The organism is Sphingomonas pokkalii, from assembly GCF_003096275.1.
Classification (GTDB): domain Bacteria; phylum Pseudomonadota; class Alphaproteobacteria; order Sphingomonadales; family Sphingomonadaceae; genus Sphingomonas; species Sphingomonas pokkalii.
The window spans coordinates 1,805,235-1,831,592 of sequence record NZ_QENQ01000001.1; the positions used below are offsets into that span (position 1 = coordinate 1,805,235).

The window sequence follows — 26,358 nt, forward strand, 5'->3', positions numbered from 1 at the left end:
CCAGCACCCAAGGCCGCCTGAACGATGCGGCCCGGGGCCACACCCGAAATTACACCACGTTGACGGACACGACCCGAAAGGGTCATCATGCACACATCAAAACAAGTACTTACCGCGCTGCAGCAAAAACGGGGCCCCAGGGGTCAGGCCCCACTCGCGTCTTCGTAAATCGGGTTCGAAGCACAAACGTGATCGGGTTGGGCAACCACGAACGTCGGAGATGTCCCATGATCGCTCGGTAGCCTCGACCAGAATGCGTCGTTTGGCGATCGACGTGGCAACGGCAGCGTCTCTATCGCGGCCTGAGTCAACAGGAACACGCCACTCTCCGCCGTCGCAAGTGTGCCGGTCATGACGGATAGGCAGGCGACGAAACCCGACGCGCTTCGGTCAACGTGCGCGCGTGCATCGAGGCGGCGCGCGTGCATTTCGGTGGCTCGGATCTGACGATGATACGGCGAAGTTTAGGTCTTTATCCATTGCGTCAGCGGATCTTGAGTATTTTTTGCTTTGTGCATGGTAAATTATTCGCGGGACACTGCTTCTGTATTGGACTGAGAAGCGCATTTTATAACGCAGAGGCGATGACGTAGCCGCCAACACTGATCACGACGGCAGCGAATCCACGTTCTAATAGCCCCTTCCTGGCGCTGAGCGCCTTGCCCAGCGATATTCCTGCCAGCGTCCCGCCAACCCCGCCCATGATCAGCACCGCCGTTACGCTCCAGTCGACCAGACCGGACAGGGCGTAGGAGGTTGCCGTCGTGAGGCCGAGCGCGCTGACCACGACCAGCGATGTGCCGATCGCGAAGGGGAGGGGCATGGCCGTCGCGAGGATCAGCCCGGGCACGATCAGAAATCCGCCGCCGATCCCGAAGAAGCCGGCCGCCAGCCCGACGGCGAGGCCGATCGGTACAAGCCGGGGCAGCAGCTTCGCGGCGCTGCTGCGGGTGAGGCGGACGTCGGGAGCCTCGGTTGCGCGGCGCTTGCGTAGCATGGACAGGCCGACGCCGATCATCAGCAGCCCGAACAGGACAAGCAGCCGCTTGCCGTCGAACGTCTTGCCGAGTTCTGCGCCCAAGGCCGCCCCGATCATGCCAGAGACTGCGAAGACGCCGGCGCATCGCCATTTCACGCGTCCGGCCCGGGCATGGCCGAGAAGGCTGGCGAGCGCGTTGACCGTGACGGCAACGGCAGCGGTGCCGATCGCGGCGTGCGGCGATCCGATGCCGACGACATAGACCAGCAGCGGTACGGCGAGGATGGATCCTCCTCCGCCGACCAGGCCGAGGACCAGACCGATCACGCCGCCGGATGCGAGCGTGGCGAAAAGCGTGGCGGTGTCCATGCGCGCCTCAAGCGCCTGCGCGCCGATTCCATGGCATCAACCGCAACAGGTTTGCCATCCCGCACCAGCCGGTACTGCCGGCGAACATCAGCCCCGCGCCGACAAAGGCGGACAGGCCCACAAATCCCGGGGCGACGAAGAGGCTGAGCAGCACCCCGGTCAGCACCAGCGCGCCTGCCGTGATCTGCACCTGGCGCATGATCTCGATCGGCTGCGAAGGGTCGGCGATCACGGGATGGCCTGCCGTCCGCCATGCATCGATGCCGCCTGCGAGGACATAGGACGGGGCGTCGCCTGCCGCCGCGCGTAGCTGTGCCGCGTTCGCTGCGGTGCGCATGCCGGAACGGCAGTGGAAGATGACCTGGCGCCCGTCGCGGGGCAACTCACCGATCCGCTCGAGCGGGACGTTCAACGCGCCGGGGATGCGCGCGCGTGCATGTTCGTCGGTGCCGCGGATGTCGACCAGTCGCGCGCCGGCCTCGATCGCGGCGCGGGTGTCGGCTGGGGAGAGGGGGGCAAGCGTCATCGCATCAATCCTTGCAGTAGAGCTGGTACAGCGTGGCGAGCAGCGTTTCGACGCGCGGGTCGGCGATGGCGTACCAGAGCGTCTGGCTTTCGCGCCGATAGGTAACGAGGCCCTCGTCGCGCATCTTGGCGAGGTGCTGCGAACATGCCGATTGCGACAGCCCCACCTCGCGGGCGAGATCGCCGACCGTCCTCTCGCCATGCTCGACAAGCTTGCACAGCAGCATCAGCCGCCGCGCGTTGCCGATCGCCTTCAGCGTGTCGGCAACCTCGCCGGCCTTTGTCTCGAATGTCGCCAGGTCCATCGGCGGTTTGAGCATCATGTGAACTCCATTAGTACTTGCTTATGTAGCATCCTCTAATATATTAGCAAGTGCCAACGGAGGAAATCATGACGCAGCCCTGCATCGAAGCGTTCTTCGACGATGCCACCTACACGATCAGCTACCTCGTCGGCGATCCCGCCACGCGCGTGGCCGCGGTGATCGACCCGGTGCTCGACTTCGATCCGGCGAGCGGCATCGCCGATACGCGCTCGGCCGAGGCGATCCTTGCCTTCGCACGCGATCACGGCTGGCGGATCGCAATGGTGCTGGAGACGCATGCCCATGCCGACCACCTGTCGGCCGCGCCATTTCTCGCAGCGCAGACCGGGGCCTGGGTCGGTATCGGCGTGCATATCCGCGATGTGCAGAAGATCTTCCGTCCGGTCTTCGCGATGGATGACCTGAAGACCGACGGGTCGGATTTCGACCGGTTGTTCGAGGACGGGGACCGCTTCGCGATCGGCACGCTGGCGGTGGAGGTGCTGCACGTGCCCGGCCACACGCCCGCCGATCTGGCCTACCGGATCGGCGATGCGGTCTTCGTCGGCGACACGCTGTTCATGCCGGATTATGGCACCGCGCGCGCCGACTTCCCTGGCGGCGATGCGCGCACGCTGTACCGCTCGATCCGCCGCCTGCTCGCGCTTCCCGACGAAACGCGGCTGTTTCTGTGCCACGACTACAAGGCGCCCGGGCGCGACGACTATCGCTGGGAGACGACGGTTGGCGAACAGCGCCGATCGAGCGTCCATATCCATGACGGTGTAAGCGAAGATGCGTTCGTGGCGATGCGCGAGCGGCGCGATGCCGGGCTGCCGGTGCCCAAGCTGTTGCTGCCCTCGATCCAGGTCAACATTCGCGCCGGGCATTTCCACCAGGCCGAGGCAAATGGCGTCACCTATCTGCGCATCCCGGTGAAGTGGAAGACGAAGGAAGGCCCGCCCGCTTAAGCATCGTCTGAGGGGACGACCTCGATGATCGTGTCGCCGGGCTGGAGCGACCGTGCCTCGGCTTGCCAGAAGCCGTAACGCTGGCCGCCGCGATACAGGCGCAGGCCTGCGCCGGTGGTGATGGCGGACAGCGGCGATCCGATCTCGCTCGCGGCCACCGCGCGTTCACGGAGCGAGACGGCGCCGTGGAGCCCGGCCAGGTCCATCATATACTCGGCGAGATGCGGGCCGGTCGTCGATCCCGCCAACAGCAATCCGGCGAAGCTTGCCGGATTGATCACGGTGGTGGCGCCGGCCTGCACGGCCAAAGCTTCATTGTCTTCCGATCGGATGACGACGCTGATCGGAAGCGCGGGGGCCAGGCGTCGCGCGGTCAGCACGATCAGGATGGACGTGTCGTCGCGCCCCGCCGCGACGATCATGGCGCTGGCATTTGCCACCTTCACGGCGTCGAGCGTGGCGTTGCGGCTGGCATCGCCTTCCAGCACCATCACGCCTTCGGCCTCGGCACGGGCCACCGCGTCGGCGTGCGGATCGATCACCACGATGGCATCGTGCGGCTTGCCCCGGCGGAGCAGTTCGGCCACCGCCTCCGTGCCGCTCGTTCCATGGCCGGCGACGATGACATGGCCATTCAGATCGCGCTGCAGGTTTCGCATTCGCCACTTCTCCCAGACCCCGCGCAGCACGAAATCATAGGCCGTGCCGAGAAAAATCAGCCAGACGAACAGCCGCACGGGGGTGACGACGAACGTATCGAACATCCGCGCCCGGTCCGTCACTGGCACGATGTCCCCATAGCCCACCGTCGTCACGGTGATCATGGTGAAGTACACCACATCGACGAAGCTGACCTTGCCGTCGGTATTGTCGCGCAGCCCGTCGCGATCGACCCAGTGGCCGGCAAGTGCGACCCCGATCAGCGCAAGTGCCAGCGCCATCCGCCAGCCCAGCGACACCCAGGCGGGCGTACGCCCACGATGGCGCAGGACGGGCGCTTCTCCGATCCGTCGACGAGGATTGCGCCGGGCCATCGCCCGGGGGTTTAGCGCGGTGTCGCATCGCGAGGCAACCGCAGCCATTCGGCGCTTTTTCGACTGTTACGGAACATTGCTACCAAGGATTCGCTTGGGGTCTGAACCTGTTGCCTTCGCAGGCCGAACGGTTGCGCCGTGGCCGTCCTGCGCTCTCGGGAGACCCCATGATGTCCGACGTCCCAGCAAGCAGCCGCGCTCTCTTTGGCGGACCTCCCCATCCGACGTGGACCGGGCGCGTGGTCGGTGCGGTGCTGGCGTTGATCGGGCTGGTGCTGGCGATCGGCGGCGCCTGGCTGGCGGTGCTCGGCGGGTCGCTCTACTATCTCGTCACCGGCGTCGCGATGGTTGGGGCAGGGGTGTTGCTGGTGCGCGGGCGGACGCTCGGCGGCTGGATCTATCTCGCGATCGTTGCCCTCACCTTCGTCTGGGCCTGGTGGGAAGTCGGCGCCAATGCCTGGGCGCAGGTGCCGCGGATCATCGCGCCCGTCGTGCTGCTGGTGGCGGTGCTCGCGGCGATGGCGACGATGAGCGTCCGACGTGCGCGGTGGCGGTTCACGCTGGCTGGCGTGCTGGCCGCGGTGGCGATCACCGGCTTGGATCTTGCGGTAGCCGCCGGCGGTCAGCCCGGGTGGGTGCAGGGCGCGCTGCCCGCGCCGGGTACGCAGGGCATGGCCGATCCCTCGGGCCAGCAGACCGGCGCCGACTGGCCGAGCTATGGCGGTACCGGCAGCGCGAGGCGCTATTCCCCGCTCGCGCAGATCAACGCGTCCAACGTCGGCAGCCTCAAGCGCGCCTGGCTGATCCACACCGGCGACATGCCCAACTCGCCCAGGATCGCCAAGACCTATGGCGCCGAGAACACGCCGCTGAAGATCGGCGACAGCCTGTATCTCTGCACGCCGAAGAACATCCTGATCGCGCTCGATGCCGCCACGGGCGAGCAGCGCTGGCGCTACGACCCCAATGTGCCGGATAAGGCGATCCCGTACACGGCCGCGTGCCGGGGCGTGGTCTATTATGCTGTACCCGGCATGGCGGCGGACCAGCCCTGTGCGACGCGCGTGATCGAAGGCACGCTCGATGCGCGGCTGGTCGCGGTGGATGCGCGCAGCGGCCGGCCCTGTGCCGATTTCGGCAGCAATGGCCAGGCGGATATCAAGCAGGGCATGGGGCAGGTACCGGCGGGCTATGTCTCGATCAGTTCGCCGCCGACGCTGGTGCGCGGCGTGCTCGTCGTTGGCCATCAGGTGCTCGACGGGCAGGACCGCTGGGCGCCCTCGGGCGTGATCCAGGGCTTCGACGCGCGCACCGGCAAGCTGCGCTGGGCGTGGGACATGATGCACCCGGAGTGGAACGGCTATCCGCTCGCGGGGCAGGAATGGGCGCGCGGCACGCCGAACATGTGGACCATGGCCAGCGGCGACGAGCAGCTCGGTCTGGTCTACTTGCCGATGGGCAATGCGGCGGCGGACTATTATTCGAGCCTGCGTCGGCCGGAGGAGAACCAGTTCGCCACCTCGCTGGTCGCGCTGGACGTGACCACCGGCAAGCCGCGCTGGCGCTTCCAGGCGGTGCGCAAGGATGTTTGGGACTATGATTTCGGTGCGCAAGCAACGCTGGTCGAGTACAAGGGCGTGCCGGCGATGGTGCTGCCCTCCAAGCAGGGCGATATCTACATTCTCGACCGTCGCACCGGCCGCCCGCTGACGCCCGTTGGCGAAATCAAGGCGCCTCAGATTGGCGTCGAGCCGCAGCAGCGCGCGGCCACCCAGCCGGTGTCGCTCTGGCACACGTTGCGTAAGCGCGACCTGACCGAGCGCGACATGTGGGGCATGTCGCCGATCGACCAGATGGTGTGCCGCATCCAGTTCCGCCGGGCGAGCTACAAGGGCTTCTTCACGCCCCCCGAGGCCGACCGCCATTCGATCGAATATCCCGGGTACAATGGCGGCACCGACTGGGGCGGCATCGCGGTCGACCCGCAACGCGGCGTGATCGTCGCCAATTATAACGACATGCCCAACTATGTCCGGCTGGTGCCGCGCGCCGAGGCGAACAAGCGCGGCTGGCAACCGCGCGACCAGGCCCGCGGCAAGATCGGAGGGGCGGAAGGCGCGGGCGATCCCCAGGCCAACACGCCCTATGCGATCGACGTCAATGCGGGCTGGCAGCTACCCTTCACCGGCATGCTCTGCAAGCAGCCCCCCTATGGCGGCATTCGCGCGATCGATATGGCGACGGGCAAGACGATCTGGGACCGCCCGCTGGGCGAGGCGCGGACCAACGGGCCGTTCGGTATTCCCTCGATGCTGCCGATCACCATCGGTACGCCGAACAATGGGGGATCGGTAGTGACCGCGGGCGGGCTTATCTTCGTGGCGGCGGCGACCGACAACCTGATCCGGGCGATCGACCTGCGTACCGGCAAGACACTGTGGAAGGATGTGCTGCCGGCCGGCGGCCAGGCGACGCCGATCACCTACGAGATCGGCGGCAGGCAGTATCTGGTGATCTATGCGGGCGGCCATCACTTCATGAAGACGCCGATCGGGGACGAAGTGGTGGCCTATGCGCTGCCCTCTTGAGGCGAGGTGGCCGGTAGATGGAGACCAACACGGCGTTCCCCGTTTGGCTGCACAGCCTGGCCATCGCATCGCTGGCGATCGCTGGAGTCTGCGCCGCCGTCATTGCAGTAGACGTGCTGCGCCGACCGCAGAAAATGGCCATCATGGCACTGGTCTGGCCGCTGACCACCTTGTTCGGCGGGCCATTATGGCTCGCCGCCTACTATTTCTGGGGGCGCGGGGACGCCGCCGACCCGCCTTTTGCGGCGATGGTGCTGAAAGGATCGAGCCATTGCGGCGCCGGTTGTGCCCTCGGCGACATCGTTGCGGAGTGGACGGCCTTTGCGTTTCCGGTCGTCGCGACCTGGTTTGGTTGGCATAGCCTTTTTCACGAGAAGCTGTTCGCCGTGTGGATCGGGACTTCCTCCTGGCGTTCCTGTTCGGCGTGGCTTTCCAGTATTTCACGATACAGCCGATGCGCGGGCTCCGTCCGCTGCAGGGGATTCTCGCCGCGCTCAAGGCGGACGTTCTGTCCATCACGGCGTGGCAGATCGGCATGTACGGTTTGATGGCGGCGATCCAGTTCCTCTGGTTCACCCCGGCCTATGGGGGAACCGCTGCGGTCGCCACGCCCGAATTCTGGTTTGCCATGCAGCTGGCGATGCTGGCCGGCTTCGTCGCCAGCTATCCGGTGAACTGGTGGCTGATCGAAGCCGGGTTGAAGGAGAGAATGTGATCGATCGCTGCGAGACGTCCTCGGCAGGAGACCTGCGCCGTTTGGGAGACCACGACTTTCGCAATGCACATTCGCGATTGTATCTACTGCAATGGAATCAATCGGTTGGCGGGTGTAGTGTTGCGTCGGTCCGCATCCGGGAGACCATGCCTTCCGCGACCGCAGGGCCGTACGATCATCCACGGCATAGAACCGGGAAGCGCCATGGCAGAGGATTCCAAGACCGAATTGCACCACTCGCTAAATCTTGCGGGTTTCCGTGCGCTGGCGACGGCCGCCGGCCTGTTGCGGTTGTGCCGCGAACTCGAAGCGGCAAAGCTCCTGCCACCTTCAGCAATCGATCGCGTGCGCGACGCGATGTTCAACGAGCTGATGGAGCAGGCCGCCCCCGCGCGCCGGCACGATGCAGCATTCGCGGCGCATCTTCGGCGCAGGCTGGAGGGCCTGTTTTCCGGCGCGGAGCGGCTCGGCGACACGCCTATCCTGCCTTCCTGACGCTGCGCGCTGCAAGCGTGCGACCACTGCGCTACCAGATGGCTATCAAGGTGCATGGTGGGCATACGACATGACAGCGCGTCCTATCGCTTCCGAGGCTGGATCCCAACATGCGGACGGAGCAGGGATGCTTACCGTTGCGGTCAGTGGCTCGTCGCACTCCGAATGGCTGGTTGAGCAGGCGGAAGCACTTGCGACGCGGCTGCGCGTCCCTTGGGAAGCGCTGCATGTCGAGACGCCCGCCGCCGACCGCGATTCGCCACGAGGCCTTCGGGCCGCGGCGGCGCTTGCAATGGCGGCCAGATTGGGAGCCACGATCGCGCGGGTGCCGGCAGCATCCGCTGCCGACGGCATCCGTGCGCATCTTCGCACCACGCTCATCCGGCACCTCGTGCTCGGCCACACCGCGGAAGGGCACCGCCACTGGTTCCGCAATCCCGGAATTGCCGACCGCCTGCTTGCAGAGGAAGAGGATTTGGCGGTCCATCGCTTCACCCATGCGCGCGAGAAGGACCACGGCCGACGGATCAGCAGCGCGCGGCCGGCCTCGTCGGTGCCCGTTCGCCATTACCTGCTATCCGCGGCTGCGGTTGCGCTGACGTTGGTGGTTGCGGGCCTGTTGCAAGCCTTTGTCGGGCTCCGGCCGCTGGATCTGCTGTTCCTGTTCCCGGTGATCGCGGCGGCCGCCCGGCTCGGGCTTGGCCCGGCATTGCTTGCGGTCGTCCTTTCCGTGCTCGGCTATAACTATTTCCTGCTGCGCCCGCTGAATGCTTTCAGCCTGCACGCCCCGCTCAATCTGGTGATGGGCGGGGTCCTTGGGGCGGTGGCGGTCTATACCAGCACGATCACCGCACGGCTGCGCGGCCGGCTGGTGCTCAGCGACCGTAGCGCGCAGGAGAATGCGAGCATCGCCACGCTCGCGCAGAAGCTGACGCGGGACGCCGATTGGGATACGACGGCGCGGACCGTCTGCGAACATGTCCACCGCCTGTTCGGCGTGCAGACGACGATGTACCGCGAAGTCGACGGTGTGCTTTGCCATGTGGCATCGATCCCTGGCGAGGTCCGGCTCGGGCCAGTAAACCAGGCAGCGCTCGACTGGGCCTGGACGCGGGGGGAGGCTGCCGGTGTGGGAACCGCTGTGCTGGGTGCAGCGGATTGGCAGTTCCACCCGTTGAAAACCTCGCTGGGCACGCTGGCCGTGCTGGGCCTTGCGCGCGACGACGGACGGGATCCGGTGAATGCGGTGCAGAAACTGCTGCTGCAGACCCTGGTTGCGCAGGCCGCCTTGGCGCATGAGCGGCTTCGGCTCGAAGACAGGATGCGCGAGGCGGCGCAGGCATAGGCCGCTGCTTCGGGGCCTTCCGGCGGGTCGATGCGTTTGGGCTCGGGAAGGAGAAACGAGCATGCTGTTCGCTGCACCGGCACTCGGTGAAGGTCTCGCATGAAGGCCGCCTTGGTCCGCCTCGCCGATCAGCTCCGCCAGAGCTACTGGTTCATCCCGACGGTGATGACGCTGGCGGCGGTACTGCTGGCCGGCGGCATGGTGTGGCTGGACGGGCAGGACGGATCCGGCTGGATGGACCGCTTTGCCTGGCTGCATGCCTCGCGACCCAGCGGCGCGCGGCAACTGCTCTCCGCGATCGGCGGATCGATGATCACCGTGGCCGGCACCGTCTTCTCGGTGACGATCGCGGCGGTCGTCTACGCTTCTGGCGAATATGGGCCGCGACTGCTCAGCAATTTCATGCGCGATCGGGGCAACCAGATCACGCTTGGCACCTTTATCGCCACCTTCCTCTATTGCATCATCGTGCTGCGGACGGTGCGATCCCCGGAGGAGTCCGGTGCCGCCGCGTTCGTGCCGAATCTCGCGGTGCTGGTGGCGTTGCTGCTTGCTGTATGTTCCGTGGGCGTGCTGATCTTCTTCATCCACCACGTGCCGCAGCGCATCCACATCAACAGCGTGATCGAGGACATCGGCCGCCGCTTGCTGCACGAAGTGGACCGCCGCTTCCCGAGCGTGATCGGTACCGCCGACCCCGATGCCGTCGAGGCGGAAGCGAGCGATCGCCTGGAGCCGGACGGCAGCCCGCGCGCGGTCGGGGCGCGGGGCACCGGCTATATCCAGCTGATCGACGAGGATCTGCTGATGCGGGCCGCTACGGATTCCGATCTGGTGTGCCGCATCCGCTACCGCCCGGGCGATTTCGTGCATGAAGGTCGAACGCTGCTGGAACTGTGGCCGGCAGAGCGGTGCGACGATGCGTGCATAGGCCAATTGCAAGGCGCGTTCGCGCTCGGCGCCCAGCGTACCGCGTTGCAGGACCTGCGCTTTCTGATCGACGAACTTGTCGAGATTGCCGACCGGGCGCTCTCGCCCGGCATCAATGATCCCTTCACTGCGGTCACTTGCATGGACTGGCTCGGGGCGGCGCTCTCGGATCTCTGCCGCAGGAAGCTGCCGGAGCCGCTGCGTCGGGACGAGGGCGGAGCGGTGCGCGTGATTGCGCAACCGCTCGACTTCGAAGCGCTGCTGGAACGATCCTTCGGTGCCCTGCTCCAGCATGCGGGGACCAGCACCATCGCGGCGATCCATTACCTGCACACGCTGGGCGAGATTGCCGCGGACTGCGACAATGCCGATCGCCGCGCGCTCTTGGCACAATGGGTGGAGCGGATGGCGCGGAGGGCCGGTGACGCCCTCGCAGATCATGATGCGCGGCGCGTGTCGGACATGGCGGCGGCTGTCCGCCGGTCCCTCGTCAACGACGACGAATGACGGCGCACGCACGACGAACCGAAGCATATCGTCCTGCATCTTGCAGCCTTCCGCTGTAAGCGGTTGGCAAAGGGAGAGTTGTTTGCCGTTCATCGTCACTGCCGCCCGTGCTGGCATACGCCTTGCGCCGGTCGTCCTGCTCGCCGCCTGTGTTCCCGCCGTACCCCCTGTCGCTGTAAAGGCACCGACACCGCCGCCCATTGCACGCCCCACGCTGGTCGCGCCGCCGATCGACGCAACCTCCGCGGCCCCGAGGCCCAGGCGGTCCGACGAGCCGCCGGCCGCCTTGCTCAATGCGGTGCAGGCCCTCGGCGCAGGATTCCAGGGGCAGGTGGCGATCTCGGTGCGGGATATCGACCGCGGCTGGATGGTCGCATGGAACGGTGACCGGCCGCATCCGCAGCAGAGCGTCAGCAAGCTGTGGGTGGCGATCGCCGTGTTCGACGCGATCGATCACCAGCGCCTGTCGCTTGCCACCCCGGTGACGGTTACCCGTGCCGATCTAACCGTCTTCCATCAGCCTATCCGCCCGCTCATCGGACCGAACGGCTATCGCACCACGGTCGGCGCGCTGCTCGAATGCGCGCTGACCCGCAGCGACAATACCTGCAACGACGTTCTGCTGTGGAAGGTCGGCGGTCCCGCCGCCATCCGCCGCATGCTGAAGGAGAAAGGCATCGACGGCGTCGGGTTCGGCCCCGGCGAGCGCGAACTCCAGGCGAAGACCGCGGGTCTGGTCTGGCGGAAGGAGTGGGCAGGCGGCTGGGGCTTTCTCCAGGCCCGCGCGGCGATGCCTGCTGCCGAACGCCGCAAGGCACTCGATCGCTATCTGGCCGCGCCCTATGACGGCGCGACCGCCAATGGCGTGACGCTCGGGCTGTCGCTGCTCGCGCAGAACAGGCTGCTCGACCGCGCCTCCACCGATCGCCTGTTCCGGATCATGCTGGCGAGCAAGACAGGCCCCTTGCGGCTGAAGTCCGGCCTGCAGCCCGGCTGGAAAATGGCGCACAAGACCGGCACCGGGCAGGAACTCGGCAATCTCGCCACCGGCTATAACGATGTCGGCCTGCTCACGGCACCCGACGGGCACCGCTATGCGGTGGCGGTGATGATCGCGAGCACCCGCCAGCCAATCCCGGTGCGAATGCGGCTGATGGGTGACGTCACCCGCGCGGTGATCCGCACGGCGGAATGAGGCACGTCTTCGCTTTCCGGGTGGAAATCGCCTAACCTGCGTTCAACGAACAGAAAAAGGGACGAGGATCGCCTTGGACGACGCCATCGAAGCAACGGATCGCCGTGCTCGCATGCGCGAGCGCCTGTTGCACCTTGCCCTGTATCGCTGGTGGCGCCAGTCGGTGGTCGCGCCGATCGACCACGAGGCGGTGGTCGCCCGGATCGTGGAGGACAGCGGCTGGTCTGGCCGCTTCGCCTTCATGACGATGATGTCCGCCGGCATTGCGGTGCTGGGGCTGCTGCTGTCCTCGCCGGCGGTGGTGATCGGCGCGATGCTGATCTCGCCGTTGATGAACCCCATCCTTGGCTTCGGCTTCAGCCTCGCGCTGTTCGATTTCGTCGAGCTGCGGCGGTCGCTCAAGGCGCTGGCGATCGGCGCCTTTGCCGCCGTCGCCTTCACGGCGCTGATCGTTACCATTTCCCCGCTGCAGGCGCCGACCTCGGAGATCGTCGCGCGCACCCGGCCCAATCTGTTCGACCTGGCCGTCGCGCTGTTCGCGGCGCTGGCGGGTACCTACGCCATCATCCGCGGGCGCGGCGAGACGATCGTCGGCGTGGCCATCGCCACCGCATTGATGCCGCCCCTGGCGGTCGTCGGCTATGGCATCGCCACCTGGAACGCGCCGGTGGGGATGGGCGCGCTGGCGTTGTTCGTCACCAACTTCATCACCATTGCGCTCTCCGCCACGGCGATGGCGCGTTTCTACGGCTTCGGCCATCATCTCTCGAGCCGACAGACCTGGACTCAGACGGCGATCCTGATCCTCGTCTTCGTCGCGATGGCGATCCCGCTCGGCATTGCGCTCAACCGCATCGGTCGCGAGGCGGTGGCGGTCACCCAGGCGCGGACGCTGCTCACCGAGCGGTTCGGCGCCAAGGCGCGGGTCACGCAGCTCGACCTCGACTTCACTGCCGAGCCGATCGTCGTCCGCGCCGTGGTGATCACGCCCCAGGATGCGATGCAGAAGACCGCGACCATCCAGAAGGCGTTGGCGGCGCAGCTCGGTCGCCCCGTTCGCCTCAATCTCGATCAGGTGCTGCTCGGCGCCGGTGCCGACGCGCTGGCGGCGCAGCGCGAGGAGCTGCGGCGGGCAGGGGAGGCGTCCAATCAGGAGACGCAGCGCGCGACCGAAATCGCGCAGATGGTGGCGCTGATCGCCGGCCTGAAACCGGATGACGTCACCGTCGATCGCGACCATCATCGCGCTACCGCCGCCGCGATGCCGCTGCCGGGAGCAGGGATCGAGACCTATCGCATGCTAGAGACGCGGGCGGCGCAGCGCGCGGGCGACTGGACGGTGGCGATCGTTCCGCCCCAGGGGCCGCTGCCGGAGATCGACTTCGCGGACAATGTCGATACCCTCGACGCGCGGGCGATCGAGGCCGTCGCTGCGTCGATCTGGGCAGCGAGGCGCTGGAATATCGCAGCCCTCGGCGTGCCGGGTCTGCCCGCGGGTACTACGCCAGCGAAACCCAACCTCACGCAGCGACGCGCCCTCGCCATTGCCGAGCAGTTGCGCCGTGCGGGCCTCGCCGCAAGCGCGGCCCCGCCCGCCGGGCAGCGCTTTGCGCTCGTGCCCGCGCCGGTTCTGCCCTAGGAGTTTTCTCCCGCCCAGCCGCAACAGGAGTGCCCGCCTTGAACGAAATCGGTCTTCCCGAACTCGGCATGCTGCTGATCGTCGCGTCGCTGGTGGCGATGATCTCGCGGCGGATCGGGCTGCCCTATACCGCCGGGCTGGTGCTGGCCGGGATCGCGCTCGCTTTCCTGCCGGTGGGTGCCAACCTGCCGCTGTCGCGCGAGCTGATCTTCAACGTGTTCCTGCCGCCGCTGATCTTCGAGGCGGCGTTGCAGCTGCGGTGGCGGCGTTTTCGCGAGGAATTGCCGCTCACCGTCGTGCTGGCGTTCCTCGGAGTCGCGATTTCGGCGCTGCTGGTTACGGCGGGCATGCACTGGCTGCTCGGCTGGAGCTGGCTGGGCGCGGCCTTCTTCGGGGTGCTGATCGCCGCGACCGATCCGGTCTCGGTGATCGCGGCCTTCAAGGAAATGAAGGCCGAGCCGCGGCTGAGCATGGTGGTGGAATCGGAAAGCCTGCTCAACGACGGTGTGGCCGCCGTGGGGTTCGCGATCCTGATCGCGGTTGGCGAGGGCGGTGGGCTCAGCGTCGGCGGCATCGCCACGTCGCTGCTCTGGACGGTGTTCGGCGGCGTGGCGATCGGCGGCGCGATTGCCTTCGTCGTGCTGACGGTGGCGGGGCGGACCGAGGACCATCTGGTCGAGGTGACGCTGACCACCGTGATCGCCTGGGCGAGCTTTCTCCTCGCCGAGCATGTCCATGCCTCGGGCGTGTTCGCCGCGCTCGCTGCCGGGATCATCGTCGGGGCGATCGGCCCGCGCGGCTCGATCTCGGTTGCCGGGCGCCAGCATGTCCAGGATTTCTGGGCCTATGCCGCCTTCCTCGCCAATTCCTGCCTGTTCCTGCTGATCGGCAGCCATGAGGCGCACCAGCCGATCGCGCTGGTGAGCGGCGCCCTGATCGCGGGGATCCTGCTGACGCTGCTCGGCCGCGCGGCGGCGGTCTATCCGCTGGCGGCGCTGTTCGCGCGCACGGGGCTGAGGCTGCCGGCAACCTATCAGCATGTGCTCGTCTGGGGCGGGCTGCGCGGGGCGGTGGGGCTCGCGCTGGCGCTGGCGGTGCCGGCGAACGTGGCCGAGCGCGGGGCGATCGTCGTCGTCACCTTCGGCGTCGTCGCCTTCTCGATCTTCGCCCAGGGCCTTACGATGCCGCCGCTGCTCCGTCGCTGGAAGCTGACTGACTCGGCGGACGCCGAGCATTGAGTCAGGGGCCGATGTCAATGGCGTCGGCCTGCGTTCTGGTGTGCGCACCATCGTCGAAGCCGAGCGCCCGCGCGACCGGGCCGTTCCAGTCATAGGGATCGGTGCGGACCGTCACCCGGCCGGTCTCGTCGACAAAGGCATTCTGGTAGAGCAGCCGCACCGGGATGCGTACCGGCAGCGGCACGAAGGTCTGCGCGCCGCTGCCGCTCGCCGCCTGCCATCGATCGGCCACCCCTTCATCCTCGGCGAGCAGTTGCGCAAAGCCCAGCGCGTCCTCCACCCGGACGCAACCATGGCTTAGGTGCCGCTGGCTGCGCTCGAACAGGCCCGGCGCGCTGGTATCGTGGAGGTAGATCGCCTGGTCGTTGATCATGTCGAACTTGACCATCCCCAGCGCATTGTCCGGCCCAGGCTGCTGGACGATATAGCCGCCCCGGCGCACCATGTTGTGGCTGGCGAGATAGTCCGGGCCGACATGCGCCAGCTCGGTATTCTCGATCGACTTGGGGATCGTCCAGGTCGGGTTGGCGACCAGCCGGTAGATCGGCGAGGAGAGCAGCGGCGTCTCGCGCCCTGGCTTGCCGACGATCACCTTGCGGCTGTCGACCAGCATGCCGTCGCGGTAATAAGCGAGGCGCGCGGCGGCGATATTGACGTCGATCCGCGTCGCCGGCGGATTGCGCGCCAGCCAGCGCAGCCGCTCCAGCGCGACGGCGATCGCCCGCGCCCGGTCGGCGGGGCTGAGGTTGAGCACTTCGATCGTGCGCGGACCGACGACCCCGTCCTCGGCAAGGCCATAGTCGCGCTGCAACGCGCGGACCGCATCGGCGATGTCGCTGGTGTAGAGGCGCGAGGGGGCGGGGCGGACAGGCGCGGTCGAGCCGGGGGTGAGGAGATAGCCTTCGGCCGCGAGCTGCTTGGCGATGGCCGGCACGCGGTCGTCCTGATCGCCGGGGCGGATCAGGCCGGCGGCGGCGATCCGGGGCGCGCCGCCGCTATCGCGCTGCTGCTCGGCCACCGCGGCGCGATAGGCTTCGGAAAGCTGGCGATAGTCCGCGTCCTGCGGGGCGAGGCCTGCAAGCCAGCTCGTGAGCTCGCCGCGGTCGAGTGCGCTCGCCAGCCCTGCCACGACATCGATGTCCGGGCGCGGCAGGGTGTAGACCGCGTGCAGCGTCGCCGGATCCACCACGCCCGTCGCCAGTGCTCGGGCATAGCGGAGCGCGGCGCGGGTAAGCGCCACGTCACGGGCGATCGGCGTCTCGCCGGCCTCGATCGAAGGCAGGAAGGGCAGCCGATCGAGCCCATGGTCGGCACGGCGGGCGATGACGTCTTCGAGCGCACGCGACGCCGCCTCGTTCCAGACGAGGCGCCACCCCACGCGCTCGTAGAAGCGCTGCAGTTCGGGCGTGTTGGCGAGCGATCGGAGCGTCGGCGCGGCATCGCCGGCGGAGGTTGGAACGCCCGAACGCTGGGAAATGGCGGCGGCGGCGGGAAGCGTGGTCGACAGAAGCAGGGAGGCTGCAACCATGCAACGAAATCGAAGGTTTGAAGCAGTCATGTCCTTGCAAACGCATCCACGCCACCGATCGGTCCATCGCGCCTGCGCCTCGTCTGGACGGGCATTTTGGCGGTGACGCCAGCAATTCTCAGCGCCGCCGTGCTGCTGGGCGCACTGATACTGTTCGTCTCCGAACGGGTGCGCCACGATCTCGTCGCGCTGCTGGCGCTGCTCGCCTGCGTGCTGCTCGGCCTCACGCCGCCGGGTGAGGCCTTTGCCGGTTTCGCCGATCCTGCGGTGATCGCGGTGGCGGCGGTGCTGGTGATCGGCCGCGCGATCGAGCTGTCGGGCGTGGCCGCCAGCCTGTCCCGGGTGCTGATGCCGGCGCGTGCGGGCTTCACTGTCCGGCTGGCAGTGTTGCTGGTGGTAGGCGCGTTTCTCTCCGCCTTCATGAACAATATCGCCGCGCTGGTCGTGACGATGCCGATCGCCGCGCAGGTGGCGCGGGAGGCGAAGCGGCCGCCTGCCGCGACGCTGATGCCGCTTGCCTTCGCCACCATCCTGGGCGGCATGACGACGCTGATCGGGACGCCCGCCAACCTCATTCTGTCCTCGGTGCGCGCCAAGGAGCTGGGCACGGGCTTCGGCTTCTTCCAAATGGCGCCGGTGGGGGTGGCCGTGTCCGCGGTGGGGCTGCTGTACCTCGTGCTGGTCGGCTGGCGGCTGCTGCCGGTGCGGCAGGGGATGGACCGACCGGTGCGGCCGCCCTGGCGTGTGTACGAGCTGACCGCCCGAGAGGCGCTGCCGTTCGCAACTCTGCTTCCCCGTCTGCGGGCGGCGGCAGTCCGTCTGCTTGCCGTCTTCCGGGAGGGGCATCGCGTGCATCCCGAGGTGCAGCTGGAAGCCGGCGACCGCCTGCTGGTCGTGTCGCGCCGCCAGCAATGGGACGCTGCCGACGCGGCCGGGCTCGCGGCCGACCTCCATGTGGCGGACGACGACAGCGTCACGGCCCGCGTGGTCGTGGCACACGGCTCGTTCCTCATCGGGCTCAGCCATGAAGCGGTTCGTATCCGCAGCGGCGATACGCTGACGGTGGTTGCCGTGGGACCGCGGGCCGCGCGACGGCGCGCGCCGCTGCCCTCACTGCGGATCGAGGCCGGCGACCAGCTGTTCGTGCGCGGCCGCCCGGCGGATCTTGCCGACTTTGTAGGCAGCGCACGGCTGCTCGAGATCGACCGGGTCGATCGCCTACCGGTGGCCCGCCGCCGTGCGGCGCCGATTGTGGCGATCTTCCTCGTCGCAATTCTCGCGATCGTCGGGTTCGGGGCGCCGCCGGCGCTCGCCTTTCTTGCCGCTGCCGTCGTGCTGGTCGCGACGCGGCTGATCGGCGCCGACGATGTGTACCAGGCGATCGACTGGAGCGTGATCGTGCTGCTCGCGGCGATGATCCCGGTGGGCCACAGCTTCGAGACGAGTGGTGCCGCCGCCGTCGCGGCCCAGTGGCTGGGCACGACGCTTGCGGGGCTGCCGCCCGTGGCGGTGATCGGCGCCCTGTGCGGCATGACCCTCTTGTTGTCGATCTTCCTCAACAACGTCGCAACGGCGATCATCATGGGCCCGCTCGCCATCGATGCCGCGCGGGTGCTTGGGATCGCCCCCGATGCCGCACTGCTGGCGGTGCTGATCGGCACGTCGGCAGACTTCCTCACGCCGATCGGCCACCAGAACAATCTCCTGGTGATGGGGCCGGGCGGGTATCGGTTTACGGACTATGCGCGAATGGGGGGACTGATGGTCGTGCTGGTCGTCGGAACGGCGGCGGTGGTGCTTGCCCTCCCATAGCGCGGCGCAACCCCGCGGGGGACCATCCGTTTCACATGGATGGAGCCAGGCACCTTCTATCCGATCCACATTGCTTGGGGCGAGGCGCTGCTGCGGATCGGCGCCTCGCTGCTCCTGCCGCTGCTGATCGGGCTGGAGCGGTTCCTCCGCCGCAAGCCGATCGACTATCGTCCGTTCGTGATCGTATCGCTGGGGGCCTGCGCGCTCTCGCTGGCGATCCTGGAACTGGCGGTGCGGACGCGGGATCCGCAACTGGACGTAGGCCCCGGCCGGGTCTTCGCGGGCGTGATCACCGGGATCGGCTTCCTTGGGGCCGGCGCGATGTTCCGGGAGGAGAATTACGTGAAGGGGGCGGGGTCCGCCGCGTCGATTTGGGCGGCGGGCGTGATCGGCATTCTGTGCGGCATCGGCATGCTCTGGCTTGCCGTCATCCTGGCCTCGTCGGTGCTGCTCCTCCTGCTGTTAAGCGGCCCCTTCACGCAGAAATATGATGCGGAGTGATCAGGTCACCTTCTTGTAGACCGTGAAGCCTAGCACGAAGAGCACCAGCGCAACCACGAGCGCGATCCAGAACAGAAGCTTGGCGATGCCCCAGGCTGCGGCCGCGGGTCCGCCGAAGCCAAGCACGCCCAGCACGGCGGCAAGAATGGCGAAGATGAGGGCCCATTTGATCATGGTGTGTTCCTATCCGCTGGAGGGGTGGGTGCGGCGATCGCCGCCGCACCCTTTGCGTCGTCAGGCGTAATAGCCGGTGACCTGCGCCTCGTAGGCGCGATCCCAGACCGGCTCGTGGTCCCGCGCATAATGCGGTCCACCGCGCAACTGGTCCGCGTCACGCTGGACGACATAGCCCGAGCGCTCCTCGTCATAGCTGAGCTCGTTCCACGGCAGCGGGAAATAGTCCTCGCCCATGCCGAGGAAGCCGCCATAGCTCACCACGGCATGGCGAACCTTGCCGTCACGCTTGCCGAGCATGAGGTGGTGGATCGAGCCGATCTTCTCTCCGTCGCGGCCATAGACGGCGGTTCCCTCGACCTTGGCGGACGAGATCATGTCCTGGGTTTCATTGCGATCGAGCGTGTTGTTGTCTGCCATTGGGCATCTCCTTTCGGATGGTGGATGGTCCCTTTGGGCGTTCCCTGAACGCGCCGCCCGTGGCGCCCCGATCGGGCGCTCGCTAATGCTGCAGCGATGTCGTGGCGGTCTCTAGGGCAACGGGTCGTACCCGATCATGTTCCGTGGAAAAGGATTAATGCCCGAATTGCAGTGCTGGAGGGCTGTCATCTGCGGTGGAGCGATCTCCGGCTTCGACGATCGTAAGGCGATCAGCGCGCCTTCCATCGCTCCAGCGCGCTGAGGACGTCGCCGGTAATCTGCCGAGTGGAGAACCCGGTGAGGTCGCGCGACTTGACGGGCGGAAGCGTTTCCACGGCAAGCGACCAGCCGATGCTGCGGCGACCTTCAGACGCCTCGAGCGCCGTATAGGCGGCCAGGGGGCGAGCGCGCGGCAACAGGCGATAGGTGAACGGTCGTTCGCTCTGGCTGCCGACGATAAGCGCCACCTGGCCTTCTTCGATCTCCAGCAGCAGGTCGGTCCAGCCCTCGGCCTGCATCGCCGCGTACACGGCGCGTAGCGCGGGTTCGCCGTTGCGATGTAGCTGTTCGAGAATGTCGGACCTTCGCGCAGGCAGCACCAGCCGCTTCAGGCGTTCGCTGATCGCAGGCGCTTCGTCGGGGATCGCTACGCCGGCCAAGTCGGCGTTGGTTTGTCTCACCAGCCCATAGGCGAGCAGCAGCATGATGAAGCAGAAGGGCAGCGCCGCCAGCAGCGTCGCCGCCTGGAGCGCGCCGAGCCCGCCTGCGACGAGCAGCAGCGTCGCCGTCGCGCCCAGCAGCACGCACCAGTACATCCGCTGCCAGCGCGGGGTGTCTTCCTTGCCGCCAGAGGCCAGCGTGTCGATCACCAGCGCGCCGGAGTCTGCGGATGTGACGAAAAACACCGCCACGAGCAGAATGGCCAGGGTGGAGGTGACGCTCGCCGCCGGCAGATACTCCAGGAACTTGAACAACGCGGTCGAGAGATTCGCCTGCACCGCCTGGGCGATCCCGCCCGATGCCACGCCCAGATCAAGCGAGATCGCGGTGTTGCCGAACACCGTCATCCACAGGAAGGTGAAGGCGGTGGGCACGAACAGCACGCCGGTGACGAACTCGCGGATCGTCCGCCCGCGCGAGATGCGGGCGATGAACATCCCGACGAAGGGCGACCAGGCGATCCACCAGGCCCAGTAGAACAGCGTCCAGTCCGCCATCCAGGCGCGCGGCTCATAGGCGTAGAGGGTGAAGGTACGCATCACGAAGTGATCGAGGTACAGGCCGAAATTCTGCACCAGCGCGCGGAGCAGGAACAGGGTCGGGCCAAGCACCAGCACGAACAGCATCAGCAGCACGGCAACCGTGAGATTGAGCTCGGACAGCCGCCGGATGCCGCGATCCGCGCCGCTCAGCACCGACAGCGTCGCCGCCCCCATCACCAGCACGATGACGACGATCTTGGTCGTCAGCGTGTCGGGAAGCGCATAGATATAGGCGAGGCCCGCGGTCATCTGTGACACGCCGAAGCCCAGCGAGGTGGCGACGCCAAACACCGTGCCGCACACCGCGAAGATGTCGATCGCGTCGCCGAGCGGCCCGTGGATGCGCTTGCCCAGGATCGGCGCCAGCCCCGAGCGCAGGGTGAGCGGCAGATCCTTGCGATAGGTGAAATAGGCGAGGCTCAGCCCGACCAGCGCGTAGATCGCCCAGGCATGGACGCCGTAATGGTGGAAGGTGATCGCCATCGCCTCCCGCGCTGCGTCGATCGTGCCGCTCTTGGCTTCCGGGGGCGAGATATAGTGCTGGATCGGCTCGGCGACGGCAAAATACATCAGCCCGATGCCCATCCCGGCGGCGAACAGCATCGCCAGCCAGGAGAGATAGGGGAAGTCCGGCTCTGCATCGTCCGGCCCCAGCTTGAGCTTCCCCGCCGGGCCGAAGCCGAGCGCGAGGACGACGACCAGGAACACCGCGACGGCGGCGATGTAGAACCAGCCGAACGTGTCGATGGTCCAGGCCTGCGCCGCCTTGAAGGCGAGGTCGGCGCTGCCGGGCATCGCGATGGTGACGCCGAGCAGCGCCAGGATGAGCGCCGAGGCGCCCCAGAATACGCGGGGGTTGATTGCACTTTTCAGCATAGTTGCACGGCTGAACGCCGATCGGGCGAAAAGGTGGCCGCAACTGCCGTCGCGCGCCACCTGGGGGTTCAGTGCGGCGCCAGCCCCAGTTCGACGCCGGTCTTGTCGTGGAGCGCGAAGCGATCGACGAGGTCCGCGCTCGCACGATTATAGCCGATCACCTCAACGGCACGGCCGTCGCGGCGCAGCCGCGCGACGATCTTGTCCAGCGCGGCGACGCCGGAGATGTCCCAGAAATGGGCCGCCGTCACGTCGATCACCACTTGGTCCGCGCGATCCTCCCCTTGGAAGGCGCGGGAGAAGCGGTTGACGGACGCGAAGAAGATCTCGCCCGAGACCCGGTAGGCGGCGCGCGTACCGTCTGCGGAAAGGTCGCGCTTCACCGAGAACATGCGCTGCACCTTGCCCGCGAAAAAGATCCCGGAAAGCAGGACGCCGGCAAGGACGCCCAGCGACAGGTCGTGAGTCGCGACCACCACCACGACCGTGGTCAGCATCACGACGGAGGAGGTCGGCGGGTGCCGGCGCAGGTTCGCGATCGAGTTCCAGCTGAGGTGCCGATCGACACCATGATCATCACCGCCACCAGCGCCGGCATCGGGATGCGTCCGACATAGGGGCCCAGCACGGCGAGGAGGAAGAGCAGGAAGGCGCCCGCGACGAAGGTGGACAGGCGGCCTCGGCCACCGGACGTGACGTTAATGACGGACTGCCCGATCATCGCGCAGCCGCCCATGCCGCCGAACAGGGCCGCGACGATGTTCGCGCCCCCTTGGCCGCCACATTCCCGGCGCTTGTCGCTGTCGGTGTCGGTCATGTCGTCCACGATCTGCGCGGTGAGCAGTGATTCCAGCAGGCCCACCGCTGCCATGGTGAGCGCATAGGGTAGGATGATCCGCAGCGTCTCCAGGGTGAGCGGGACGCGCGGCAGGGCGAAGCTCGGCAAGCCCTGCGGCAGCTTGCCCATGTCGCCCACCGTATGGACCGGCAGCGCACACGCGATGCTGACCGCGCTCAGCAAGAGTATGGCGACCAGCGGCGAGGGGACCGCCTTGGTGATGCGGGGGAAGCCGTAGAGGATCGCGAGGCCGGCGGCGACCATCGCATAGGTCTGCCAGCCGACATTGGTCAGCTGCGGCAGCTGCGCCAGGAAGATCAGGATGGCGAGGGCGTTGACGAAGCCGGTGATGACCGAGCGCGAGACGAACTGCATGACCAGGTCGAGCCGGAGCATGCCCGCGACGATCTGGATCAGGCCCATCAGGATCGTTGCCGCAAAGAGGTATTCGACGCCGTGTTCGCGCACGAGCGGCCCGACGAGGACGGCGACCGCCGCCGTCGCGGCCGAAATCATGCCGGGACGTCCCCCGATCAGCGCGACGGTCATCGCGATCGCCACGGAAGCGTAGAGCCCCACGCGCGGGTCGACCCCGGCGATGATGGAAAAGCCGATCGCCTCGGGGATCAGCGCCAAAGCGACGACGATGCCGGCCAGCAGATCCCGGCGAGCGGTGATGCCGTCAGTGAACCACTGGCGGCGGTACGCGGTAAAGTCGAAAGTCATTGAAAATCCACAACAGGGCACGCGGCGCCAAGCAGCGCCGACAGGATTGGTGCGTGTTGTTGTCCGGCGGATCGGCGGCCGGAATAGCCACCCGGAATTTCACCGGGTCCTTGCGAATGTGGCAGCGCATAAAGGCTTGGCGGGATCGACGCAACATGTCTGCGCCAAGAAGACTTCTGCGAGGGAGGGGCGTGGCATCTGAAGGGCTCGGGCGGGAAGGGCTCGGCAGTCAAATCAAGCGGTCGACGAAGCCCACGACCAAGCGCGCTGTTGTTAATTGGGCGCAGCCGCGTGGATCGTGTCGATCACCGCGCGCAGGGCCGGCGCCATCTGCCGCTGCTGGGGGTAGCAGAGATAATAGCCTGGAAAGGGGACCGACCAGTCCGTCAACAGTGGGACGAGTTCGCCCCGCGCGAAGGCGTCGACAACGGACTCCTCCTTGAGGAAAGCGATGCCGACCCCGGCCAGCGCCGCGTCCACCATCACCGCTCGGCTGGTGGTGATCAGCGGACCTTCCACGGCGACCGAGAACCAGTGCCCCTTCTCGAAGAACTCCCACGCATAGGGCCCCGGCTGCCCCGGCCAGCGCCAGCGAATGCAGCGATGCTGCAGCAGGTCCTTCGGCGTTTGCGGAACCCCGTGCTCGGCGAGATAGGCCGGCGCCGCGACCGCCAGCTGCCGAATGTCGCCGCCGAGCCGGAGTGCGACCATGTCGCGCTCGATCAGTTCGCCGATGCGGATCCCGGCGTCATAGCCGCTGCCGACGAGATCGACGACCATGTCGTCGATGGTGAGGTCCAGCGTGATGTCGGGGAAGGCGCACGCCAGTTTCGGCAGGATCGGCACCACGAACCGGTCGGCGGCGGCATGAAAGCAGTGCAGGCGCACGGTGCCGGTCGGCTGCCGGGCGGCACTGCGGGCCTGTTCCAGCGCGCCGGCGAGGCTGTCGATCGCCGGCGCGACCTCGGCAAGCAGGGCGGTGCCGGCTTCGGTGAGCGAGACGCTGCGGGTGGTCCGATGGAGCAACCGGATTCCCAGCCGTTCCTCCAGCCCGCGGATCAACTGGCTTAGCGCCGAGGAGGAAACCCCCAGCTGCTCCGCCGCCCGGCTGAAACTGCGCTGCTCGGCCACGGCCGCAAAGGCGCGCAGGGCGCCGAACTCGCTGGGATGGATCATGCGGCGCATCTCAGCATTGTGAAGCTGGCCTTACAAGCCCGGGTAGCAGCTGGCCGATTATGCGGTCCAACGGAAGGGCTACATCCGGCGGCGAAGGAGAACAGCAATGAAGACATGGTTCATTACCGGCATTTCCCGCGGGCTCGGCAAGGCTCTCGCGCAGGCTGCGCTGGCGCGCGGCGATACCGTCGTCGGTACGGTGCGCGATGGCGCCCCGTACCTCGATGCAGGCAGCGGCACGCTGCATGTCATTCCCGTCGACCTCACCGACGCGGCGGCGATCGCGCCGGTAGTGCAAGCCGCCTTCGACAAGGCCGGGCGCATTGACGTGCTGGTCAACAATGCCGGCTACGGCCTGCTCGGCGCGCTGGAGGAGGCGACCGATGCGGAGTTCCAGCGGCTCTTCGCGGTCAACGTCTTCGCGCCTTTCGCGGTGATCCGGGCAGCACTTCCGGCACTGCGCCGGCAGGGCAGCGGTCACATCCTCAGCATCACCTCGATCGCGGGGCGTGCCCCGGCGGGGTCGTCCGGCCTCTATTCCGCGACCAAGTCGGCGCTCGAAGGGCTGACGCAGAGCCTGGCGCAGGAAATCGCGCCCTTCGGTCTCAAGGCCACGGCAATCGCGCCCGGTGCTTTCCGTACCGACTTTCTCAGCAATCACTCGATCCGGCGCAGCCAGGGCGCCGGCGCGCATTATGCGGAAAGCGTCGGGTCGGGGATCGCACGGCTGGATGCGATGGCCGGGCGCCAGATCGGCGATCCGGACAAGGCGGCCGCGGCAATCCTCGAGCTGGTCGACGCGCCCAACCCGCCGCTGCACCTGCTGCTCGGGAGCGACGCGCTGCGGCGCGCCCGCGAGAAACTCGACGCGGTGATCGACGAGATCGATCGCTGGGAAACGGTGACGCGCTCAACCGATTATCAGCAAGGCGTCTGAGCGACCGAACCTGGGCGGCCTTCCCTCTGGATCAGAGGGAGGGCCGTCTCCAAGGCGTGGTTCGTTTGCGGATATCGGGGAGGGCGCGCTACAGCAGCAGGCCCACGAAGGTCAGCAGGACGGTGTACCAGCGACCCGGCAAGCATGGCGAGTAGCGTAACGACATGAGCGACCAGAAAAACGGCGTACTGGTTCAAGCCCGGCGGATCCCGTTCCCCTCGTCGGTAAGCAAGGAAGCGCGGGTCCGTCTCGAGCGGCAGGTAGACGAGGACGGCGTTCCGCTGAATGCGCGCTACACCATGCCATCACCGGACGACCATGCCGGCTGGATGCAGCTCAAGGCCGCCGCGGAAGGTCACTATGCGGCAGCGGTGAAGGGGCTTGCCGGCACCTTGCGCGCCACCGTCGAGACCGTTCGAACCGGTACGGCCACGATCCATGTCGCGACGCCCGAAACCCTGGGTGTGCCACATCGTGCCTATGTCGATTTCCATGGCGGAGCATTCGTGTTGGGCGGCGGCGAGGCCTGTCGGATGCAAGCGCAGATGCAGGCGGATCAACATCAGGCGATCTGCTACGGCGTCGACTATCGGATGCCGCCCGAGCATCCCTATCCTGCAGGCTTGGACGACGCGTTAGCTGCGTATCGCTATGTGCTGGACCGGCACCCGCCGTCGCGCATCGTCGTGGGCGGACGGTCTGCGGGCGGCAACCTCGCCGCCGCGATGCTCCTTCGCGCCAAAGAGGAAGGGTTTCCCATGCCTGCCGGGTTGATCCTGCTTTCCCCGCAGGTGGATCTGACCGAATCCGGCGACAGCTTCCAGGTCAATCAGATGGTCGATGTGGTGCTGCCCACGTCGCTGATGCGGAACAATGAACTCTATGCCGGTGGGGCGGATCTGTCGGACCCCTATCTCTCGCCCCTGTTCGGAGACTTGACGGACTTTCCGCCGGCCTTCGTCCAATCCGGCACCCGCGACCTGTTCCTGTCCAATGCGGTACGAATGCACCGGGCGCTGCGTCAGGCAAACGTGGCCGCCGAACTGCACGTGTTCGAGGCGATGCCGCACGGAGGGTTCCAGGGCAACACGCCGGAGGACGATCAGCTGGCGGTCGATATATGCCGGTTCGTACAGGCTCGGTGGGGATGAGGCATTTTCACTGCTCCCGCAACGCTCAGGCGACGTAGCGCTGTCGACTAACGAAGCTCCTGACCAACTCAAGCCGTTCCCATCAGCGGATGCGAACGGCCGCTCCCGTTGAGCCTGCGGCT

Annotated in this window: 23 protein-coding genes, 1 pseudogene and 1 other annotated feature; of the genes and pseudogenes, 14 read left to right on the forward strand and 10 right to left on the reverse strand. The window is 67.1% G+C overall.

Features of this window, described 5'->3' with window-relative positions; translation table 11 throughout:
• Window positions 1-568: 568 nt before the first annotated feature.
• Genes DD559_RS08140 through DD559_RS08150 form a run of 3 tightly spaced genes read right to left on the reverse strand, consistent with a single transcriptional unit; the run spans window position 569 to window position 2,196 of the window.
• Window positions 569-1,348: a sulfite exporter TauE/SafE family protein gene (locus DD559_RS08140; protein ID WP_116468736.1), complete on the reverse strand. Its 780-nt coding sequence runs from the start codon at window positions 1,346-1,348 to the stop codon at window positions 569-571.
• A gap of 7 nt (window positions 1,349-1,355) precedes the next feature.
• Complete coding sequence (locus DD559_RS08145; RefSeq protein WP_116468737.1) at window positions 1,356-1,874, reverse strand: rhodanese family protein; 519 nt, start codon at window positions 1,872-1,874, stop codon at window positions 1,356-1,358.
• A 4-nt stretch (window positions 1,875-1,878) separates the two neighbouring features.
• The gene (locus DD559_RS08150; RefSeq protein WP_116468738.1) at window positions 1,879-2,196 is read right to left on the reverse strand and encodes an ArsR/SmtB family transcription factor; all 318 of its coding nucleotides are present in this window, start codon (window positions 2,194-2,196) and stop codon (window positions 1,879-1,881) included.
• Window positions 2,197-2,264: 68 nt separating this feature from the next.
• Here DD559_RS08150 and DD559_RS08155 point away from each other — a divergent pair, with 68 nt between their 5' ends.
• On the forward strand, window positions 2,265-3,149 hold the full coding sequence (locus DD559_RS08155) for an MBL fold metallo-hydrolase (RefSeq protein ID WP_116468739.1): 885 nt from the start codon (window positions 2,265-2,267) through the stop codon (window positions 3,147-3,149).
• Here DD559_RS08155 and DD559_RS08160 read toward each other — a convergent pair.
• Complete coding sequence (locus DD559_RS08160; protein WP_116468740.1) at window positions 3,146-4,183, reverse strand: potassium channel family protein; 1,038 nt, start codon at window positions 4,181-4,183, stop codon at window positions 3,146-3,148. The genes DD559_RS08155 and DD559_RS08160 overlap by 4 nt on opposite strands.
• 170 nt (window positions 4,184-4,353) lie before the next feature.
• On the opposite strand from DD559_RS08160, the gene DD559_RS08165 reads away from it, so the two are divergent.
• The 9 genes from DD559_RS08165 (at window position 4,354) to DD559_RS08200 (ending at window position 14,835) form a co-directional block, all read left to right on the forward strand.
• Window positions 4,354-6,771 (forward strand): membrane-bound PQQ-dependent dehydrogenase, glucose/quinate/shikimate family, encoded by a 2,418-nt coding sequence (locus DD559_RS08165; RefSeq protein ID WP_116470798.1) that lies wholly within the window; start codon window positions 4,354-4,356, stop codon window positions 6,769-6,771.
• Window positions 6,772-6,788: 17 nt separating this feature from the next.
• Window positions 6,789-7,319, forward strand: a complete 531-nt coding sequence (locus DD559_RS08170; RefSeq protein WP_240610414.1) for a DUF4396 domain-containing protein — start codon at window positions 6,789-6,791, stop codon at window positions 7,317-7,319.
• Window positions 7,226-7,486: a DUF4396 domain-containing protein gene (locus DD559_RS20115; RefSeq protein WP_240610381.1), complete on the forward strand. Its 261-nt coding sequence runs from the start codon at window positions 7,226-7,228 to the stop codon at window positions 7,484-7,486. Before DD559_RS08170 ends, DD559_RS20115 begins: the two co-directional genes overlap by 94 nt.
• A gap of 204 nt (window positions 7,487-7,690) precedes the next feature.
• Entirely contained in the window at window positions 7,691-7,981 is a 291-nt protein-coding gene (locus tag DD559_RS08175; RefSeq protein WP_116468741.1) for a hypothetical protein, read from the forward strand.
• Between the two features lie 127 nt (window positions 7,982-8,108).
• The gene (locus DD559_RS08180; protein ID WP_165831055.1) at window positions 8,109-9,326 is read left to right on the forward strand and encodes a DUF4118 domain-containing protein; all 1,218 of its coding nucleotides are present in this window, start codon (window positions 8,109-8,111) and stop codon (window positions 9,324-9,326) included.
• Between the two features lie 99 nt (window positions 9,327-9,425).
• A complete protein-coding gene (locus DD559_RS08185) occupies window positions 9,426-10,763 on the forward strand; it encodes a DUF2254 domain-containing protein (RefSeq protein WP_116468743.1) in 1,338 nt (445 codons plus the stop codon).
• A gap of 214 nt (window positions 10,764-10,977) precedes the next feature.
• A complete protein-coding gene (locus DD559_RS08190) occupies window positions 10,978-11,958 on the forward strand; it encodes a serine hydrolase (protein WP_116470799.1) in 981 nt (326 codons plus the stop codon).
• Window positions 11,959-12,070: 112 nt separating this feature from the next.
• On the forward strand, window positions 12,071-13,597 hold the full coding sequence (locus DD559_RS08195; protein WP_116470800.1) for a DUF389 domain-containing protein: 1,527 nt from the start codon (window positions 12,071-12,073) through the stop codon (window positions 13,595-13,597).
• Between the two features lie 29 nt (window positions 13,598-13,626).
• On the forward strand, window positions 13,627-14,835 hold the full coding sequence (locus DD559_RS08200) for a cation:proton antiporter (protein WP_240610171.1): 1,209 nt from the start codon (window positions 13,627-13,629) through the stop codon (window positions 14,833-14,835).
• 1 nt (window position 14,836) lies between these two features.
• Here the strand turns inward: DD559_RS08200 and DD559_RS08205 are convergent, their stop codons facing one another.
• Window positions 14,837-16,363 carry a L,D-transpeptidase family protein gene (locus tag DD559_RS08205; protein ID WP_240610172.1) on the reverse strand — a complete coding sequence of 509 codons (1,527 nt, stop codon included), beginning with the start codon at window positions 16,361-16,363 and terminating at the stop codon, window positions 14,837-14,839.
• 102 nt (window positions 16,364-16,465) lie between these two features.
• Between DD559_RS08205 and DD559_RS08210 the strand changes: the two genes are divergently transcribed.
• A complete protein-coding gene (locus DD559_RS08210) occupies window positions 16,466-18,175 on the forward strand; it encodes an SLC13 family permease (protein ID WP_116470802.1) in 1,710 nt (569 codons plus the stop codon).
• Window positions 18,176-18,214: 39 nt separating this feature from the next.
• Window positions 18,215-18,676 carry an MgtC/SapB family protein gene (locus DD559_RS08215; protein WP_116468745.1) on the forward strand — a complete coding sequence of 154 codons (462 nt, stop codon included), beginning with the start codon at window positions 18,215-18,217 and terminating at the stop codon, window positions 18,674-18,676.
• Here the strand turns inward: DD559_RS08215 and DD559_RS08220 are convergent, their stop codons facing one another.
• The 5 genes and pseudogenes from DD559_RS08220 to DD559_RS08240 form a co-directional block, all read right to left on the reverse strand.
• On the reverse strand, window positions 18,677-18,850 hold the full coding sequence (locus DD559_RS08220; RefSeq protein ID WP_116468746.1) for a DUF1328 domain-containing protein: 174 nt from the start codon (window positions 18,848-18,850) through the stop codon (window positions 18,677-18,679).
• Between the two features lie 60 nt (window positions 18,851-18,910).
• On the reverse strand, window positions 18,911-19,270 hold the full coding sequence (locus DD559_RS08225; RefSeq protein ID WP_116468747.1) for a PRC-barrel domain-containing protein: 360 nt from the start codon (window positions 19,268-19,270) through the stop codon (window positions 18,911-18,913).
• Between the two features lie 230 nt (window positions 19,271-19,500).
• Window positions 19,501-21,408: a BCCT family transporter gene (locus DD559_RS08230; RefSeq protein WP_116468748.1), complete on the reverse strand. Its 1,908-nt coding sequence runs from the start codon at window positions 21,406-21,408 to the stop codon at window positions 19,501-19,503.
• A gap of 68 nt (window positions 21,409-21,476) precedes the next feature.
• A pseudogene (locus tag DD559_RS08235) lies at window positions 21,477-22,972 on the reverse strand (SulP family inorganic anion transporter).
• 57 nt (window positions 22,973-23,029) lie between these two features.
• Window positions 23,030-23,085, reverse strand: a sequence feature (sul1 is cis-regulatory element that is thought to sense ions involved in sulfur or methionine metabolism; They are found in Alphaproteobacteria).
• A gap of 160 nt (window positions 23,086-23,245) precedes the next feature.
• A complete protein-coding gene (locus DD559_RS08240) occupies window positions 23,246-24,148 on the reverse strand; it encodes a LysR family transcriptional regulator (RefSeq protein ID WP_206364478.1) in 903 nt (300 codons plus the stop codon).
• Window positions 24,149-24,254: 106 nt separating this feature from the next.
• On the opposite strand from DD559_RS08240, the gene DD559_RS08245 reads away from it, so the two are divergent.
• Both DD559_RS08245 and DD559_RS08250 read left to right on the forward strand, forming a co-directional pair.
• Window positions 24,255-25,085, forward strand: coding sequence for an oxidoreductase (locus tag DD559_RS08245; RefSeq protein ID WP_116468750.1), 831 nt, complete (start codon window positions 24,255-24,257; stop codon window positions 25,083-25,085).
• Window positions 25,086-25,249: 164 nt separating this feature from the next.
• Window positions 25,250-26,236, forward strand: coding sequence for an alpha/beta hydrolase (locus DD559_RS08250; protein WP_116468751.1), 987 nt, complete (start codon window positions 25,250-25,252; stop codon window positions 26,234-26,236).
• Window positions 26,237-26,358: the final 122 nt, after the last annotated feature.

What these genes read in the sequence shown, in the direction of transcription:
- DD559_RS08140 (WP_116468736.1), bottom strand. Translation starts at nt 1,348, where the DNA reads ATGGACACCGCCACGCTTTTCGCCACGCTCGCATCCGGCGGCGTGATC.
- DD559_RS08145 (WP_116468737.1), bottom strand. Translation starts at nt 1,874, where the DNA reads ATGACGCTTGCCCCCCTCTCCCCAGCCGACACCCGCGCCGCGATCGAG.
- DD559_RS08150 (WP_116468738.1), bottom strand. Translation starts at nt 2,196, where the DNA reads ATGATGCTCAAACCGCCGATGGACCTGGCGACATTCGAGACAAAGGCC.
- DD559_RS08155 (WP_116468739.1), top strand. Translation starts at nt 2,265, where the DNA reads ATGACGCAGCCCTGCATCGAAGCGTTCTTCGACGATGCCACCTACACG.
- DD559_RS08160 (WP_116468740.1), bottom strand. Translation starts at nt 4,183, where the DNA reads ATGGCCCGGCGCAATCCTCGTCGACGGATCGGAGAAGCGCCCGTCCTG.
- DD559_RS08165 (WP_116470798.1), top strand. Translation starts at nt 4,354, where the DNA reads ATGTCCGACGTCCCAGCAAGCAGCCGCGCTCTCTTTGGCGGACCTCCC.
- DD559_RS08170 (WP_240610414.1), top strand. Translation starts at nt 6,789, where the DNA reads ATGGAGACCAACACGGCGTTCCCCGTTTGGCTGCACAGCCTGGCCATC.
- DD559_RS20115 (WP_240610381.1), top strand. Translation starts at nt 7,226, where the DNA reads ATGCGCGGGCTCCGTCCGCTGCAGGGGATTCTCGCCGCGCTCAAGGCG.
- DD559_RS08175 (WP_116468741.1), top strand. Translation starts at nt 7,691, where the DNA reads ATGGCAGAGGATTCCAAGACCGAATTGCACCACTCGCTAAATCTTGCG.
- DD559_RS08180 (WP_165831055.1), top strand. Translation starts at nt 8,109, where the DNA reads ATGCTTACCGTTGCGGTCAGTGGCTCGTCGCACTCCGAATGGCTGGTT.
- DD559_RS08185 (WP_116468743.1), top strand. Translation starts at nt 9,426, where the DNA reads ATGAAGGCCGCCTTGGTCCGCCTCGCCGATCAGCTCCGCCAGAGCTAC.
- DD559_RS08195 (WP_116470800.1), top strand. Translation starts at nt 12,071, where the DNA reads ATGCGCGAGCGCCTGTTGCACCTTGCCCTGTATCGCTGGTGGCGCCAG.
- DD559_RS08205 (WP_240610172.1), bottom strand. Translation starts at nt 16,363, where the DNA reads ATGGTTGCAGCCTCCCTGCTTCTGTCGACCACGCTTCCCGCCGCCGCC.
- DD559_RS08215 (WP_116468745.1), top strand. Translation starts at nt 18,215, where the DNA reads ATGGAGCCAGGCACCTTCTATCCGATCCACATTGCTTGGGGCGAGGCG.
- DD559_RS08220 (WP_116468746.1), bottom strand. Translation starts at nt 18,850, where the DNA reads ATGATCAAATGGGCCCTCATCTTCGCCATTCTTGCCGCCGTGCTGGGC.
- DD559_RS08225 (WP_116468747.1), bottom strand. Translation starts at nt 19,270, where the DNA reads ATGGCAGACAACAACACGCTCGATCGCAATGAAACCCAGGACATGATC.
- DD559_RS08230 (WP_116468748.1), bottom strand. Translation starts at nt 21,408, where the DNA reads ATGCTGAAAAGTGCAATCAACCCCCGCGTATTCTGGGGCGCCTCGGCG.
- DD559_RS08240 (WP_206364478.1), bottom strand. Translation starts at nt 24,148, where the DNA reads ATGATCCATCCCAGCGAGTTCGGCGCCCTGCGCGCCTTTGCGGCCGTG.
- DD559_RS08245 (WP_116468750.1), top strand. Translation starts at nt 24,255, where the DNA reads ATGAAGACATGGTTCATTACCGGCATTTCCCGCGGGCTCGGCAAGGCT.
- DD559_RS08250 (WP_116468751.1), top strand. Translation starts at nt 25,250, where the DNA reads ATGAGCGACCAGAAAAACGGCGTACTGGTTCAAGCCCGGCGGATCCCG.